Below are 17,856 nucleotides of genomic sequence, written 5' to 3' on the forward strand. Positions count from 1 at the left end.
TTGTTTAAGGAACGATCTTGCTATTATCTGCAGCTGCGTTACGAACTGAAAAAGCCACCAGGGTATCGTTGTTGCGCACGGCTATATAGTATACGTTTCCATTTACATGAATTGTTTTAAGAGCGCGCGTTTCTCCCGCCACCGAGAATCCGGATTGGATCGCGGGCACCGGGTGGAAATTACCTTTACCATCTCCGGTTAACAGTAAACCATAGCTCGCATCGTTGCGTCCCATTTGTATATTGATGGGATAGAAATTTCCGGCCAGCAACACATCTGGTTTCTTGTCGTTGTTAAAGTCATCTACCAGTATAGCATTTACAGTTGAAAGCTGCGCGGCATTTGGCAACGGGCGTACTTTAAATTTACCCTGTCCTATATTTTCAATATAGCATGTGCGGAAATTATAGGCTATATATTTCTCGGAGGCATTCAACACATCATCGGTAAACATATCGTGCACGGTAGCTTCTGCAAATTTATGATACGAAAGGTAGCGTTTCTTCAGGTAAGGCATCTGCCTGGTCATTTCATCGCGTGTATGGAACGGGTATTCTTTGCCGTGAATAAAATGTGTTAACACCTGGTCGGTACTGTCGTTCTTGTCAAAATCGGCTACAAACATTTTTACCGGCTCCTGTTCTGACGCATGCAGACGGGAGTTAAGGCCCAGGTTACCCGCGATCAAATCCAGATCACCATCCTGATCAAAGTCTGCGGCCTGTACTATATTCCACCAGCCGTTTGATTTTTCAAGTCCGGAACCCTCTGCGGGTATAGGTGTAAGTTTACCATTCTTGTTCAGCAATATAGTAATGGGCGACCATTCCGCGGCCAACACAAGATCCGCCACTTTATCGCCATCCATATCAGCCCATGTAGCATGCTTGATAAAACCGAACTTGCGCAGCACGGGTGCCACTGTATCCGTTGCATCGGTAAAATTACCTTTGCCATCGTTAAGTAAAATATAGCTATCCGGTTTTAAGCCATACCGCCACGGGTTGGCGCGCGCACCGAGAAATATATCGGCATCACCATCGGCATCTATATCCTGAACACTAACGCAGGAACCGGTGAGGTATATATCGGTTAACGCAGGTGATCGTGTAAAATTACCCTTGCCATTATTGAGGTATAACCTTGGCTGGCGGTATATAGATTTACCCGTAAACTCGTTTCCTCCACTCACAACAAGCAGATCGAGGTCTCCGTCTTTGTCAGCATCCAATAAGGCGGCATCAACATCTTCGTATGTACTATCGATGGCCAGCGCGGGTTGCTTTTGTTCTGTAAATGTACCGGCTGATGTCTGCAGGTATATTTTTGCTTTTGACCATTTGGCGTTGCCCAGGAATATATCTTCGCGACCATCACCGTTCATATCTCCGGTAACAGCAGCGGGTCCTTCGGCCGAGAGCATGTGCGGAAGTAATGCTTCGCGATTAAACTCCACGAAACGATTCTCGGTATGCTTAAAAGATATACCCAAGGCCGTTGAATCTTTTACAAACAGATGCTGCGGCTTGTGAAAAATGGTGTAGTTAAAATTACCCTTTGCATTTTGTTGCCTGAGTACCAGTTGCTGATCAGCCTGTATATTCACCTGCTTCTCAAACTTCCCGTCATTCCAGATCACAACCAGTGAATCAATCTGTTTTGTTTTACCAAGGCCAAATGTAAGCCGGCTGTCTACAGAACTTTCGTAACCACGTGTAGGCATACATTCCTGCACCTGCAATTTACCACCGGTGTATATAAATACCTTTGCTCCTATACCCTGGCTGTTGCCTATATCACCTGCCAATGCAATTTGCAGGTAGTGCGGTTGTTCCACATTTTCCTCGACAGGCTTATGAATCGTTCTGTTCTCATATACGAATGCTTCGTCTTCAACATTATTGATTACGAGGTCAAGATCACCATCGTTATCCAGATCGGCATACGCGGTACCATGTGAATAGGAAGGCGACTCAAGTCCCCAGCTCAGCGCCTGGTTTGCAAACGTGGAATCTCCATTATTAATGAAGAGGTAATTCGGAACCTTGATCTTCGGAAGTTTCTCAATATACATCAGTTCTCGTTCCGACATATCGTACTTCATTCGCATTTGCACGGAATCAATCGTAATGAAGTTGATATAGTCCAGATCGTTTGATCTTCGTAATATACCGTTGGATACAAATATATCTTTGCGACCATCCAGGTCGAAGTCGGCAAACAACGAAGACCAGCTCCAGTCTGTAGCCGCGACACCGGCCATTAGTCCTACTTCACTGAACGTTCCATCCTGGTTGTTCAACTGCAACGTATTCCGGGCAAACTGGTGATTATACCCATAGTTGATCTTAAAATTGAATACATCATAGGTATCTTCCGCTGCCGATGCTTTTAATACCTGCGGATCTTCCGGCAGCATGTCCATCGCGATCAAATCCGGATAAGCATCGTTGTTGAAATCAGCAAAGTCAACACCCATGGTATACCGGCTGGTATGCATCATGCATTTTTCGAGCACTTCCTTAAAAGTACCGTTGCCCTGGTTTATATAGAGATAGTCGTTCTCATGAAAATCGTTACCGACATATATATCCGGCCATCCATCCAGGTCTACATCACTTACTACAACACCCAAACCGTAGCCCAGCACGCTGTTATATATACCCGAGCCTTGTGTAACATCAATGAATCTCCCGTTGTCGTTGCGCAGTAAACGATCGCCTGCCAGCGGGTGACTTTTTGTTCGGAGACTTGATTTTCCAAAAGTACCATTCTCATGCAGGGAATGGTTCAGCATGAACATATCCAGGTCTCCATCGCGATCATAGTCAAAGAACGAAGCCTGTGTTGAAAAGCCTACGAGGTCAAGTCCATACTCCATGGCGCGGTCAGTAAATTTCGGAACACCGTTCGCATCGTTCCCTTCGTTGATAAACAACTGGTTCTTTCCTTTGTAGATCAGGTAATCTCCCAGGTTGCTCACATATATATCCAGTTTACCATCGCTGTTTACATCGGCCATGGTTACACCGGTAGTCCAGCCCTTGAAACCCTCCACACCGGCAGCTTCGGTAACATCTGCAAACTTGAAGTTCCCTTTGTTAATATATAGTTTATTATCTTCCTGGTTTGACGTAAAGTATATATCGGGCAGTCCATCGCCATTTACGTCACCGGTAGCAACACCTCCCCCATTGTAGAAATACATATAGTTAAAGATGTTAAACTCTACGGTTTCCTTTAATACGTTCTTAAAGGTTATACCGGATTCACTCGAGGGAACCAACCTGAATTTTTTATCTTCTTTCGGAGCACACGCCATTACTCCCGCAATGCAAATCATGGCTGTTACTACCTTTATTAAAAACTGATTCATTGTAAAAGTTTATTGTGCGTTAAAAAATTTAATGGAATCGTTGTTCCTCACAAAGGCTATAACTTTTTTGCCTTTGTTGTTCAGCACCTGAATGTGGCGCACTTCACCTTTTATCTTTATACCGGATTGCAACGAGTTGAGTGGTGTAAAATTTCCGTTGCCTTCGTTGGTAAGTACCAAACCGTGCAACGCATCCAACCGACCGATTTCAGGTTTTACTGCAAAGAGATTTCCCCCGAGAATGATGTCTGGTTTGTGATCGTGATTTACATCCATTGTTTCTATACTATATACCGGAGACACTTGTGCCGGTATTGGCAATGGCTTTAGCGTAAATCCATTGGCGCCTTCGTTGATCAGCACTGAAGTATGCGGCTGGTAAAACTTGAGCATGGTAGCACGCTCCAGCAGTTTCGGATCGAATATATCGTTGACAGACTTATCCGCATAGTCTTTATAGTATATGAATTTCTTTTTGAGCGAACTCATCTGCTTGATGATGTCCTGGCGCAAAGCCACGGGGTATTCTTTGCCATCTCTGATGAATGCAAAGACCGGCTCGACCGAACCATTCTGATCGAAGTCATTTACGTAGAGTGTAACCGGTTTCTCTGGTGTAGGTTGAAACTTCGAGTTGAGACCGTAATTACCGAGTATAAAATCTTCGTCATGGTCATTATCAAGATCAACGGCCTGAATACAATTCCACCAGCCCTCTGATTGTTCCAGACCTTTTACTGACGGTACTTTTTTAAGTTGTTTGCCATCATTCTGAAATATAGTCACCGGCATCCACTCGCCTACAAGCAACAGATCAGGGTAATTATCAGTATCGTATTTGAACCAGCGAGCATCCGTTACCATGCCGAGTCGTTTCAGCTCAGGAGCAAATGCTGGTGGTGCTTCGGTAAAATTACCTTTACCATCGTTGATGAATATAAATTGATCACACGGCAAACCATAATAAGAAGACATTACGCGTGTGCCCACAAAGAGATCGAGATCACCATCGCCATCCACATCTGCCGGACGAACACAGCTTCCGCTCTGATATAGTGAAGGAATACGATTTACGGTTTTCTCAAATACAGGTATACCGTTTTTTAATCCTTTATTCTCATATAGCCTGTCGATGTTGGGTTGAGACTGCGTTGAATATTCCGAGCTACCGGTAACGACATACAGATCGAGATCATGATCATTATCGGCATCGAAGAACACTGCATCGATGTCTTCACTGAGTGAATCAGCAACAAAAATAGCATCTGCGACTGAAACGAATTTATTGCCGGGTTTCTGAATATATACCTTGCCGGGATTTCCTACAGAACCTCCCAGGTAAAAATCATCGAGTCCATCGTTATTCAGATCAGCCGTGGCAAAAGCCGGACCTTCGGTAGACAGCATGCTATACTGTAAACGGTTATGATCGAATTCATTATAGTCGTTCTCTGTATGACGGACCTCCGTGTAGGCAACTTCCTGAAGAAGTGGCTTTATCTTTACAAGTTCCGGTGCCGTATATATATTGGCGTTTGCATAGTCGATAGCCAGCGTCTGATCAGCTTTAACAGCGCTCATTGTTTCAATCTTTCCATCCGGCCAGGTGATCACGACACTATCTACTTGCTGATGCGTGCCTAAGCCGAGTGTCATTTTGTAATCCATACTGGATTGAAATCCACGGATCGGCATGTTATCACTTTGAATAACATCCTTCCCTATAAATGCTTTTACACAAGCACCAAGCCCGAACACATTGCCGGCTGTGCCTTTAAAGGTAAGAGCGAGAAAATGATTTTTATTTTGCTCGCGCGACTGGTTGCGATAAACAAATGCTTCTTCGTTCACATTGTTCACTACCAGGTCCAGATCACCATCGTTGTCCAAATCACCATAGGCAGCACCATTGGAGAAACTCGGATCATCCAATCCCCAGTCTTTAGACACATTGGTAAATTGCAGACTACCGTGTTGCGTAAACATATAGTTGCTTAGTTTCACAGAAGGCATCTTCTCCACAAATTCTTTGAAGTCGATTTTCTTTCCTTCTATGGCAGCGCGCATCTGTTCACTACTTCCGAGAAATTCGACAAAATCCTGGTTCGTTACATCTTTGTAGATACCGTTGCATACATATATATCTTTATAGGCATCGTTATCAAAATCAGCAATCAAAGCACCCCAGCTCCAGTCGGTTGCAGAAACACCGGCCAGTTCTCCAATCTCGCTGAAGCTTCCATCCTGGTTATTCAGTTGCAGCATGTTGCGCATAAACTGATGATAATATCCGTTTCGAAGGCGAAGCTGGTATACATCGTATGTCTCAAATGCAGATATAGTCTTGAGACGATAATCGTCTTCGGGGTACATATCGGTCGAAAAGATTTCCGGGTAGCCATCGTTGTTCAGGTCAGCAAGATCTGCTCCCATGGAAAACATACTGATGTGCCCCATATAGTCTTCGAGCGATTCTTTAAATGTACCATCGTGATTGTTTATATACAGGTAATCGCGTTCGTAGAAGTCGTTGGAGATATACATGTCGGGCCAGTTATCCTGGTTCACATCACCAACCGTAACCCCCAGACCAAACCCGATAACACTTCCATATATACCGGCAAACTCGCTCACATCGGTGAAATGGCCTTTATCATTGCGATATAGTTTATGTCCGCCAAACTCATCACGGATGTGCCGTAGGTTCCGATAGCCGAGTGATGATACGGGGCGGTATGAATTGTTCAGCACATAACAATCCAGGTCACCATCTTTATCATAATCAAAAAACGCTGCGTGCGTAGAAAAGCCGCGATCGGCCAATCCGTATTCTTCAGCACGATCTGTAAAGGTTAAGTTGCCGTTGTTGATGAAGAGTTCGTTCTCCCGTTTACCACCATTCACATCGCCTGCGTTACAGACATATATATCCAGCAAGCCGTCTGCATTTACATCGGCAATGCTCACTCCGGTAGACCAAATCTTGCTTCCCTTTACTCCGGCCTTTTCAGTAATATCTTCAAATTTCCAGTTGCCTTTGTTGAGGTATAATTTGTTATCGCCCATGTTGGAAGTGATGTATACATCGGCGAGACCATCGTTATTGAAATCACCTATTCCAACGCCACCACCGTTGTAATAATTGCGATACCGAAAAACATCAAAGTCTTCCCGGAGTATAAGATTATTTTCAAATGCAATTCCCGTTTCCGCGGAAGGCAGGCGTTGAAAAAGTGTATTTTTTACAGGGGCAGATTCTTCTCTGTCTTTGCTGCATGCCACAACAACCAACGCGAGAACTACCAGAAAAAATCGATGCATGCTTAGATTATATAACACGGCTGAAAAATAAAAAAAGAAGGCAAGTAACGTATCGCTTGCCTTCTTTTCTTTAGAAGAAATTTGAATTAGTCGCCTACGTATCCAGGATAACCTTTATTCTGCTTCAGGTTAGGGTTTGAATCCAATGCCTGCTGCGGAATCGGATACAACACGCGATATGTTTCGGTGTTAGACTTATCCTGCCATGTGTTGTTGAATGTACCAAAGCGGACCTGATCAAGTCTTCGCAGACCTTCCCAGTATAATTCGCGACCTCTTTCGGCCAATATACTTGTTTCATCAAGCGAGCCCAGTACAGATGCACCACGAAGTGTACGCAGATCGTTGATCTCGTCCAGAGCTTCTGCTGTACTTCCTTTTCTGAACAATGCTTCCACTTTCATCAGGTATACATCTGCATAGCGCATGAAGATATACTTTCCTTTGTCCAGCGGGTGATACTTGATTACGCGTATACCAGCTTCTGTAGAGGCACCGGTAAGCGGTACTTCCTTCGTAAAGGCAAGCGGCTTGCTGTTACGTGCGTTGATGATGATTGAACCATCATCTTTATACTGCTGTCCTAACAGAAAACCTCTTCCTAGACCAGAGTATTGGCTTCCATTCGGAGTTGCCGGTATACCTCTGCGAATATCATCTTCCTCGAATGTTGCGTAGAAGTCAGCCAGTGTTGCAAAACCATTCCAACCATCGGGGTTGTTGTTATAGTGCAGCGTCATTCTATAGCGGTTTTCAGGGGTACCAGTCGGGCTGGTGAAGATAATTTCTGACTGCGCTGCTGTTGTGAAGTTCACGAAGTACTGATCTTCCAACGCATATCCCAGTGCGGCTACTTCATCGGCATAGTCAATAACTTTATCCATATCGGCGGCATCAAAGGTATAAGGTCCCTCCGGACTTGATGCTTTATATACCGCCTTGTTCAGATATAGTCTGGCCAGCAACGTATAGGCTGCTGCTTTTGATGCCTTTGAATTTTCTGCAGAGGGCGCAGGGCTTGGCAGATCGGGCAGTGCTTCTTCGAGGTCCTTCACGATGAAATCAAATGCTTCCGAACGTGTCATCACTTTCGGATTAACATCAACACCTTCTCCCACTTCGCGGAACGGAACTTTGCCAAACAAATCCATTACGTGCCACATGAAGAATGCACGCAGGAATTTAGCTTCAGCAGCTTCCTGTTCAGAAGGGTTTGAAGCAAGAACCTGGTTACACTTGTAAGCACGTTGGTTAAGAATATTCCATGAGTTTACCACGTATGTATGGGTAGGGTCCCAGGTGTGCTGGTATAACTGGCGCCATACACCGTTATCACCCCAGTCTGTTCCACGTGTAGGTGGTATCATTTCATCTGTCGTATGCTCATACAAAGAATACACACCAGCCTGATCTGTGAATGCACTTAAGTCACTATACGTACCGGCAAGCAACTCGGTGGGATTACCTGTTGTTGTACCTCCTGTGTTATCAATCACGATTGAATCAACTTCATCTGTATGAAGGTTTGTACAGGAAGAAAGAACAAATAATGCACTGAGGCTACCGACTAAAAAGCGTTTTGAAAATTTACTATATATCATAACCCAGTTTAATTTTTATTTAAACGACACATTAACACCTAATGTAAATACCCTTGCACGCGGATAAGATGTATAATCGATACCCGCAGAAGGAACTCCATCAATTGACTTGTTCGTGTTAACTTCAGGATCCTGACCGGAGTAATCTGTAATTACAAACAGGTTTTGTCCGGTAACAAAGAAGCGCAAAGAAGATATAAATGTATTCGATGTGTTTACATTATATCCAAGCGTTACATTTTGCAGTCGAACGAATGAACCGTCTTCGAGGAATCGGGTAGAAACGTCCGGTGAGCTTACGCGGCTTTCACCACTGCCCACTACATCGCGTGTTGTATTTCTACCGCTGGCAAGAGCACCGGCTGTAAAGAATGCGTTCGCAGTGTTGTTATATATCTTCTGACCGAACTGTCCGGTGAAGAAGAAACTCAGATCGAGTGCTTTATACTTCAGGTTGTTGGTAAGACCAGCGATTGTTTTAGGAAGTGGACTGTCGCCTGTAAACTCCTGAATATCCTGATCATCTCTGTATTGCTGAAGGCCATTTTCATCAAAGCCGATGAACGGACGCAGATAGTATGCATATAGAGATTGTCCGCCTGCTATACGTTGTGCGTATGCTTCAGACAAACCCTGACCGTGAATTCTACCGGTGTTGATCAGACCATTGAAATCTTTCACTTCGTTTTTGTTGAAAGCAACGTTACCGTTGATCGTCCAGCTGAAGTCTGTCTGTGAAATCGCATCAAACTCCAATGCAAGTTCAAGTCCTCGGTTGATTACCTGAGCATCGAGATTTCTCCAAACGAATGGCTGCACAGCAGGCTGCGCGCTGGTAACCTGGATCAGCAGGTCGTTTGTGCTCTTATAGTAATAGTCAATAGAACCGCGTATTCTGTTATCGAGGAAACCATAGTCTATACCAGCGTTTAACTGAGAAGTAGATTCCCATTTCAGATCCGGGTTCTGGAAGGCAACACCACCCAAGGCACCACCGTCCATATTACCTTCATTGGTAATATTCCAGTCGTTATAGCGCTGGCGTTCCTGGTATTGGTTGTGTGGAATTTCCTGGTTACCGGTTATACCATAACCAACGCGCAAGTTCAAATCAGAGAATACTTCGGGTACAAATCCCTCCTCAATAACTCTCCATTTTATGGCTGCAGAAGGGAAATAACCATATTTGTTATCACCACCAAATTTAGTTGAACCGTCAGCACGTAATGTCGCGGTAACTATATATCTGTCTTTCAACGTAAGATTAAAACGTCCGTAGAATGACTGGAGTTCGTCTGTTACGTTTGAAGAGTTTGAACCGGCAGCAGAGTTTTTACCTGAAGTCTGATCAGCCGAAGCCAGGTTGTTGATCATCTGATCAAGGTTACTGGTTCTGAAGTTTGTATACTGAGCTCCCTTGGCAAATCTCGAGAAGCTCTGGTATGAATAACCAACGAGGGCGTTCAACTTGGCCGTAGTACCGATTTCTTTATCGTAGGTAAAATAGTTTTCCCACAGTGTGTTGCTGGTCTCAATATCATTCAGATATAGTCGTCCTTTATCTTTGATACCGCTTACGAACAAGTCGCGGGAGAATGCAGTCTTACGAGATGACATCGACTTATCAAAACCCAACACGGTTTTGAAAGTAAGGCCTTTAACGATGGTAAGTTCAGCAGCTACGTTACCAAGACCTCTGATTGTATTTGTATAGTCTTTAGAGAACGCGAGAATCGCAGCCGGGTTCGGCTCGTTCGTTGTTACCTGGTAGAATGTTCCATTCGCATTGCGAACCGGTAATGTAGGGTTTGCTTTAAGTGCAGAACCTATCAAGTCACCTTCAAAACCAGAGTTGTCGGTTACGGGTGCTCCATTATCGCGCGTGCTTGCCAATGTTAATTGCGTAGACACTTTCAGACGATCGTCAATAAAACTTTTTGATCCGTTGAAGCGCGCAGTATAACGTTTCAGACCTGATATCTTGATGATACCTTCCTGATCCATATACCCTAATGATAAACGATAGTTACTGGTCTTATCACCGGCACCAAACGCGAGGTTATGATTGTGCGTAATCGCTGTCCTCAGGATCTCATCCTGCCAGTCTGTATCAGCACCACCATCCACATTTGCTACAGCGGCAGCTCCGTTGAATGACTCATACGCATCAAGGAACTCCTGGCGATTCAGCAAATCATATTTCTTTGTGATCTTGCCAACGCTGAAGTTATAGGAATAGTCAAGCGCTGAACTTGCTCCTTTACCAGTCTTGGTAGTAATGATCACCACACCGTTCGCACCGCGTGAACCGTAGATTGCAGTAGCCGATGCATCTTTCAAAATGTCGATGCTGGCTATGTCGTTCGGGTTAATAAAGTTAAGCGGGTTACGGGCAGAGCTGCTTCCGAGACCTGCACCAGAACCACTGGCTGTTACATCATCACCACTCAACGGCACACCGTCTACAACAAACAGCGGGTTGTTACCACTGCGCACTGAAGATGTACCACGAATACGGATGTTGATACCCGCACCAGGCTCACCGCTGGCAGACGTGATCTGCACACCGGCAGCACGACCTTGTATCAATTGTTCCGGAGAGTTGATAACACCCGCGTTAAAATCACCCGGCTTCAATGAAACCAGTGCACCCGTGGCGTCCTTCTTCTCGATTTGTCCGTAACCTATAACAACAACTTCCGATAATGCCGTTACATCTGAGGCCAGCGCCACATTAAAACTTGATCTTCCTCCCACAGCAACCTCCTGCGAAGTATACCCTACAAAAGAAAATACAAGGACAGCATTTTCAGGAACACTGATGCTGAAGCTACCGTTCGCATCCGTTACTGTACCATTGCTTGTTCCCTTTTCGATAATGTTTACTCCGGGCAATCCTGATCCATCGTCAGCCGAAGTAACTTTTCCTGTTACAGTGCTCTGAGACCACGCTACGGTGGTAATCAGAAAAAGTAGAACCGTAAGATACCTGCTTACATACAGATAAAATTTTGTCATACATTTTTGGTTTGGGTTAAAAAACTATCTGATCCCTAACGCAAATCATTCGCTCCAATGCACACGTTTGAAATCAACTATTAAGATAGGAAGATATTTCTCATAATATCATGACAAATATCATAAAAATTAACAGGAAACGGTTTCGCAATCGTTTCCAAAAAGTAAATCTACAATTTCGCTAGGCGTGTTAATGTGCTTTTTGAATTTTTGCCAACGGGCAGATGAGCTCTTAACCAATCAACCAAACCCATTCTAAATGAAATTAAAATACCGCGTCCTAACTCTTTTTGCATGTATCGCTACGCTCGGTCTGCGGGCACAGACTCCTGAAGTTTATCCTCCACACTGGTGGACTGGCATGAAACATAATACTATACAACTGCTGGTGAAGTCAGCCGACCCACAGTTTGGTAAAAGTGACGTTACGATTCAATACAATGGTGTTACGCTCACAAAAGTAAACCGACTTGAGAACGGGAAGTATCTCGCGCTTGACATCGCTATAGCTCCGGAGGCTACAGCCGGTAATGCTGTTATACTTTTTAAAAGCGGCAAGAAAACCCAAAAGGTAAATTTCCCGCTTAAACCCCGCGACAGGAATCGTGTATACGCGCAAGGTGTAACGGCTGCTGACTTTATATACCTCGCGATGCCTGACCGTTTCAGCAACGGTGATCCTACGAATGATAAAATAAAAGGCATGCGCGATCAGTCGTTGAATCGCGATTCCATATTTCATCGTCATGGAGGAGACTTACAAGGATTGATCAATCACCTTGACTACCTGCAAGACCTGGGCATTACAACAGTATGGCTAACGCCTGTGCTGGAAAATGACATGCCTGATCGTACCGAACACGGCTACGCTATCACTAATCATTATAAAGTTGATCCGCGCCAGGGCGGTGATGCGCTCTATAAAAAGTTGAGCGATGAACTGCATAAGCGTAACATGAAGCTTATACAGGATGCTGTCTATAATCACGTTGGCCTTTATCATTTCTTTGTGCAGGATAAACCTACACACGACTGGCTGCACGAGTGGCCAAGCTATACCAACACGAACTATAAAGATCAGCCTCTCTTCGACATTCATGCTGCAAAAACCGATCAACAACGTATGAGCGATGGCTGGTTTACGCGTTTCATGCCGGATGTAAATCAGAATAATCCATACGTTGCAAACTTCCTGATACAGCATGCACTCTGGAGCGTAGAAGAATTTGGTGTTGACGGATGGCGCATCGATACCTATATATATAATAATCTTGAATTCATGAACCGATGCAACCAGGCGTTGCTGGATGAGTATCCCAATATATCGCTCTTCGGTGAGACGTGGGTACATGGTGTGGCCGGTCAGGCATTCTTCACGCGTAATACTTTTAACATTCCATTCAAAAGTAATCTGCCGGGCCTTACCGATTTCCAGGCAAATCTCTATGGAATCATGAATGCTGTGAACGAACCTTTCGGTTGGACGAACGGAGTTAACAAACTATACCAGACACTGGCAGCAGACTTTGTTTATGAAGATCCGATGAAGCACGTTATCTTCCTCGATAACCACGACATGAGTCGTTTCTACTCGGTTGTAAATGAAGACCTGGATAAACATAAGATGGGACTGGCCTGGCTCCTCACCTGCCGCGGTATACCGCAGATGTATTATGGAACAGAGGTGTTAATGAAAGGTATATCCAACCCGGATGGCTGGGTGCGTCTTGATTTTCCCGGAGGATGGCCCGGTGACAAAGCAAACAAGTTTACCCGTGAAGGAAGAAACGAAAAAGAAAACGAAGCTTTCGAGTGGACGAAGAAACTTGCCAACTTCCGCAAAAATTCATCGGCTATAAAAACCGGCAAGATGATGCAGTATGTTCCGGAAGATGGTGTATATGTATACTTCCGGTATGACGATCAGCAAACGGTAATGTGTATTATGAATACGCAGGACAAACCGATGGAGATCGATCCGAAACGTTTTTCTGAACGCATCAAAACTTTTAAACAGGGAAGAGAAGTTACGACAGATCGCATTCACAACGTAGAGGCTACCCTAACGGTACCTCAAAAATATGTTCTGGTGTTGGAATTGAAATAATATACAACCTGTATAAAAGCCAAAATCCAGTCAGAGTCGCCTCTGACTGGATTAAAAAATACCCCCTCAAAAAAACCTTTATTTAGTTACGCGTACAGGCTGTAAAGCCGGACGTGATATGATCATATATAGCATTCCGATTGCACCACTCATTACAATACTGATGAGACCAGCGGCGAAAAGAATTGGATTCGCTTCTACTATATCTTTCCAGTAATTATAGATCATTACAAAGGCTGATGACGATAACACGATCACCAGTAACAGAATAACAAAGATCGGCTTCATAGAATTTTTGGTTTAATACCTGCATAGGGTATATGCAAACATGTTGCCATATTTGATTTTCCTCAAACCAGCCTTCGCAGAACAGATTTAAGGCATTTCACCATCCCGGAAAAAGACTATTTCATGCGCTTCATTCCAGATACGGTTCCAGGCTTCACCGATAGCCTGACCGTTGATGTGCGCTTCTTTGCAAACTTGAAAACATGTTTGAAAGACAGCGCTCAAGTGACTTAAAGAATTTATTTAACAACACGCGGCAATGAATGTTAACGCACACGGATTTACCATTAGCCTCATTTTTTACTTCAAAAAATTCCAAACCGAATAGCAGAATAACACGTACTTTCGTACATCATGTCGCTCTATATCTCCTCATTAAACTCGGGCAGCAACGGCAATTGCTACTACATCGGCAACAATGATGAGGCTATACTCGTGGACGCAGGTATCTCCTGTCGCGAAACCGAGAAACGCATGGACCGACTGGGCCTCTCTATGCGAAAAGTAAAAGCGATCTTCATAACCCACGAACACAGCGACCACATTTCAGGCGTAACAAAACTCTCGAAGCGACATCAGCTACCGGTATATATTACTCAGCCTACTCTAGAAAACGGAGCGTTAAGAATTCAGGAGCATCTGGTGCGTTCGTTTAAGGCGTACGAACCTGTAACGATTGGCAATCTTACGATAACAGGCTTCCCTAAATTTCATGATGCGTGTGATCCGCATAGCTTTATTGTTGCTGGTAATTCAGTAAAGATCGGAGTGTTTACCGATATCGGTTTAGCTTGTGAACACGTAACGAATCACTTCAAGCAATGCAACGCTGCCTTCCTGGAAGCAAACTATGACGAAGAGATGTTGAATACGGGAAGATATCCGTTTTTTTTAAAGGATAGAATCCGCGGTGGCAAAGGACATCTCTCCAACAATCAGGCGCTTCAAATTTTTCTGCGACACAAGCCTGCGTTTATGAGTCACCTGTTCTTATCGCATCTCTCCCACGACAACAATCGGCCTGAACTGGTGAAAGATCTCTTCACAAAAAAAGCCGGCAAAACCGAAATCATCATCGCCTCCCGCTACGAAGAGACAAGAGTATATCACATTCGTAATTTAAGCAGGCTCGGGTATGCAGTTAAACCTGCAAGAACACGAGCGAGCTCAGAGTTTCAGTTGTCTTTGTTTTAGTCGTCATTTCGAGCGAGCTATTCTTCCTGTAAAATGCACGAGCGCCGCGAGAAACCCCATCGCCAACATTTTTCATAATGGAGATGCATTGCACTGGCAAAACGAAATCCTGTATGACGTAACGTTGCTCTGACCACAAGGCCTCGCCGGAGTGCAGAGACATGAACTAAAATTGGCACGCTCGAGGTGACGTTGTTGCCTCGGCATTTCCCGAATATATCTTACATATAACCACTGTAAAATCTTATCCTTCCCGTAAAAATCGTTTATACATATCGATCAAAACCATGGCAGAAAATAGCGACCTCATCAGGCGATTCAACCAAAAAAACTAAAACCCCGGGCCGGCTTGTCGGCAGCGAAAATCATTTTGAGATTTGCAGCCAAGAGGCTGTTTTTCATTTATATACACTGATGTTTAGTCGATGACCATCGAGATCATTTTTTAAGATTGACGACACCACAACGAAGAGATAGCGAGCCTTTTTCAATTTCCATTTTGCACTAACTACTCTTTTGTATTTTGTATTGTATTTAACCGGGAGCGACTTCGGGGTTGCTATGAAATTCTACATGAACACCTTAAAACATTACACGCGGTATACAGTCGCGTTGATTCTCTTTACACTACTTGCTACTTCGTTAACATGGGCACAAAACTGGAGACCCAGGCGCGACAAAAGTCAGCAACTGATGTTGTTTACCGATTCGGCTACTGCAACAGCTGCCGAGTTTATGCTTCACCTGGAGATGGCATACCAGAAGATTGACTCCGTTCAGACAGAGTGCAAACTGAGTCCTGAAATATTACTGATTGGACAACGTCTGAGTGAAAGCGATTCCATTGTACGCTTTGTTGACCAAAGTCTGGTGAAGTATGACCAGACTTTGAACCTGCGCAACCTGGAGATTTTAAAAACACTTTTGGAAAGTACACAACACGATCTGAAACGCTACAACGAAAGCTTCAAGACTTCCAATGAGAAGCTGACCAAGCTTCGAGCAGAGATACGTTCGCTTCGCAAAGATTCTATCCTGAGACAACTATACCGCGACAGTATAGCACGCAAGAAATTTATACCGCAGCTAAAAGCATTGCGTCAGAAACGAAGATATACCGACAGCGTTTTAACAAACAGTCTTTCTACTGTAAACAAATACAAAACGCAGGCTTCTGCCGGATCGATACAGGCAGCCCAACTGATGAGTCAGTTGAATTACAGGCTAAACATGGCCGGACGAAAAGTGTTTCAAAAAGAACTCAACTATATCTGGGAAAAACGAATGGTTGCAGGTGGTGATGATTTTAAGCATGCGTTTGATGAAGAACAGAAAGCTTTCAATTTCTACTATAGCAATTCATCGGGTACGCGATTCATACGCTGGCTGCTCGGTATAGCATTCTTGTGGTGGGTGATGCGTAACCTTCGCATATTGAAGCGTACCGGTAGGACAGACTCGCTTCAAACCTATAACATTTCGCATTTATCATTGCACCCGGTGCTCTCGGCATTCGCTGTTATTTTTAGTCTTGCGCCGTTGTTCGATTTACAGGCTCCTGCAGTATATATGCAGTTCGTGCAGTTCTTGCTGGTAATAACGCTTACGCTGTTATACAGAAAGCAATGGCCGAGAAACCTGTTCCAATACTGGATTGCTATCGTTGCGCTATTTATAGCTTTCAGTCTTACCAACCATATACTCGTTCCTTCTTTCTGGCAGCGTTGCATTATCATTGGACTGAATGTGGGTGCTATCGTACTTGGATTATTATTCCGGAAGGCATTACCACGCGATCATCAATTGGGACGTTTCATTCGCATTGTATTTATACTCCTCGTGGTGATGAATGCGCTCGCAATTCTCGCGAACATCAGCGGACGATTGACCCTAGCAAACATGCTCAGCATGTCGTCTGTGATCGGGGTGACGCAAGTGATTGGCCTGTCTGCTCTGGTAAAGATACTGGTAGAGGCTGTACTCCTTCAGATCCACACAAGTCGCATACAGCAATCGCTGGTGAATACGTTCGATCCCACTCCTATCGTGAGCGATTTTCGCAAGCCGTTGCTCGGCGTAGTGTTGTTAATATGGCTGGTTGTATTCACTGCCAACCTGAATATATACGATGCACTATTTAGCGGCATCAGTAATATACTCAATGCTCAACAAAATATAGGCAACACGTCATTCACGGCTGGCAGTATATTGCTGTTTTTTCTCATTATCTGGCTGGCGCATTTTCTGCAACGCTACATCGGTTATTTCCTGGGAGATATAGGAGACGATGAAGGAGAAAGTCTCGCGCATCGCTCACGGTTGCTGATGACCAAACTCGTGTTGCTGGGCGCAGGATATTTACTGGCCGTATCTGCATCGGGACTTCCGGTTGATAAAATTACGATTGTACTGGGTGCGTTGGGTGTCGGTATCGGATTGGGATTGCAAAATATAGTCAACAACTTTGTATCGGGTATCATTCTCATTTTCGATCGCCCGCTGAAGGTTGGTGATTCCGTTGAAGTGGGCAGTCATGCCGGTCGTGTGAAGGAGATCGGACTTCGCTCCAGTACATTGGTAACAACTGATGGTGCAGATGTAATTATACCCAACGGAGATGTACTCTCGCAACACATTGTGAACTGGACGCTGGGTAACACATACAAACGTATCGACTTTAATATTACCCTGACGCTTGGTGACCACGATAAGGACGCAGTGATCAATCAGATCAAAGAAGTTATTAAAGGTGAAGACTGTGTTCTTAAAAAACGAGAACCAGCTGTATTGATAGAAAGTGTTAAAGACAACGACATTCAGCTCAAGATATTCTTCTGGTGTGAAGATGTTTACAAAGAAGAACAGACAAAGAGTGAAGTTCGCTACCAGATATACCGCTCGCTGAAAGATGCCGGTATAAATTCAAAGTAGAATATATTTCTTCCGCAGGC

The 17,856-nt window shown here is 44.3% G+C and carries 8 protein-coding genes; 3 read left to right on the plus strand and 5 right to left on the minus strand.

What is annotated here, in order from left to right; all coding sequences use genetic code 11:
* Nucleotides 1-4 precede the first annotated feature (4 nt).
* The 4 genes from ACFQ21_RS01630 to ACFQ21_RS01645 all read right to left on the minus strand — a co-directional run bounded on the left by ACFQ21_RS01630 (nucleotide 5) and on the right by ACFQ21_RS01645 (nucleotide 11,316).
* Entirely contained in the window at nucleotides 5-3,376 is a 3,372-nt protein-coding gene (locus ACFQ21_RS01630) for a VCBS repeat-containing protein (protein WP_377573874.1), read from the minus strand.
* 9 nt (nucleotides 3,377-3,385) lie between these two features.
* Nucleotides 3,386-6,697: a VCBS repeat-containing protein gene (locus ACFQ21_RS01635; RefSeq protein WP_377573877.1), complete on the minus strand. Its 3,312-nt coding sequence runs from the start codon at nucleotides 6,695-6,697 to the stop codon at nucleotides 3,386-3,388.
* Nucleotides 6,698-6,783: 86 nt separating this feature from the next.
* A complete protein-coding gene (locus ACFQ21_RS01640; protein ID WP_377573880.1) occupies nucleotides 6,784-8,298 on the minus strand; it encodes a RagB/SusD family nutrient uptake outer membrane protein in 1,515 nt (504 codons plus the stop codon).
* 15 nt (nucleotides 8,299-8,313) lie between these two features.
* Entirely contained in the window at nucleotides 8,314-11,316 is a 3,003-nt protein-coding gene (locus tag ACFQ21_RS01645) for a SusC/RagA family TonB-linked outer membrane protein (RefSeq protein WP_377573883.1), read from the minus strand.
* Between the two features lie 259 nt (nucleotides 11,317-11,575).
* Here ACFQ21_RS01645 and ACFQ21_RS01650 point away from each other — a divergent pair, with 259 nt between their 5' ends.
* Nucleotides 11,576-13,423, plus strand: coding sequence for a glycoside hydrolase family 13 protein (locus ACFQ21_RS01650; RefSeq protein WP_377573884.1), 1,848 nt, complete (start codon nucleotides 11,576-11,578; stop codon nucleotides 13,421-13,423).
* Between the two features lie 78 nt (nucleotides 13,424-13,501).
* Here the strand turns inward: ACFQ21_RS01650 and ACFQ21_RS01655 are convergent, their stop codons facing one another.
* Nucleotides 13,502-13,711: a hypothetical protein gene (locus tag ACFQ21_RS01655; RefSeq protein ID WP_377573887.1), complete on the minus strand. Its 210-nt coding sequence runs from the start codon at nucleotides 13,709-13,711 to the stop codon at nucleotides 13,502-13,504.
* A gap of 354 nt (nucleotides 13,712-14,065) precedes the next feature.
* Here ACFQ21_RS01655 and ACFQ21_RS01660 point away from each other — a divergent pair, with 354 nt between their 5' ends.
* Nucleotides 14,066-14,905 carry an MBL fold metallo-hydrolase gene (locus ACFQ21_RS01660; protein ID WP_377573888.1) on the plus strand — a complete coding sequence of 280 codons (840 nt, stop codon included), beginning with the start codon at nucleotides 14,066-14,068 and terminating at the stop codon, nucleotides 14,903-14,905.
* A 573-nt stretch (nucleotides 14,906-15,478) separates the two neighbouring features.
* Entirely contained in the window at nucleotides 15,479-17,836 is a 2,358-nt protein-coding gene (locus ACFQ21_RS01665) for a mechanosensitive ion channel family protein (RefSeq protein ID WP_377573891.1), read from the plus strand.
* The last annotated feature ends 20 nt before the right edge of the window (nucleotides 17,837-17,856 follow it).

The sequence above is a fragment of the Ohtaekwangia kribbensis genome (assembly GCF_042676245.1).
In the GTDB taxonomy this organism is placed as follows: Bacteria; Bacteroidota; Bacteroidia; order Cytophagales; family Cyclobacteriaceae; genus Ohtaekwangia; species Ohtaekwangia kribbensis.

Bases quoted from the DNA above. Each gene is read 5' to 3' on its own strand.
- ACFQ21_RS01630 (WP_377573874.1), bottom strand. From the start codon at position 3,376: ATGAATCAGTTTTTAATAAAGGTAGTAACAGCCATGATTTGCATTGCG.
- ACFQ21_RS01635 (WP_377573877.1), bottom strand. From the start codon at position 6,697: ATGCATCGATTTTTTCTGGTAGTTCTCGCGTTGGTTGTTGTGGCATGC.
- ACFQ21_RS01640 (WP_377573880.1), bottom strand. From the start codon at position 8,298: ATGATATATAGTAAATTTTCAAAACGCTTTTTAGTCGGTAGCCTCAGT.
- ACFQ21_RS01645 (WP_377573883.1), bottom strand. From the start codon at position 11,316: ATGACAAAATTTTATCTGTATGTAAGCAGGTATCTTACGGTTCTACTT.
- ACFQ21_RS01650 (WP_377573884.1), top strand. From the start codon at position 11,576: ATGAAATTAAAATACCGCGTCCTAACTCTTTTTGCATGTATCGCTACG.
- ACFQ21_RS01655 (WP_377573887.1), bottom strand. From the start codon at position 13,711: ATGAAGCCGATCTTTGTTATTCTGTTACTGGTGATCGTGTTATCGTCA.
- ACFQ21_RS01660 (WP_377573888.1), top strand. From the start codon at position 14,066: ATGTCGCTCTATATCTCCTCATTAAACTCGGGCAGCAACGGCAATTGC.
- ACFQ21_RS01665 (WP_377573891.1), top strand. From the start codon at position 15,479: ATGAACACCTTAAAACATTACACGCGGTATACAGTCGCGTTGATTCTC.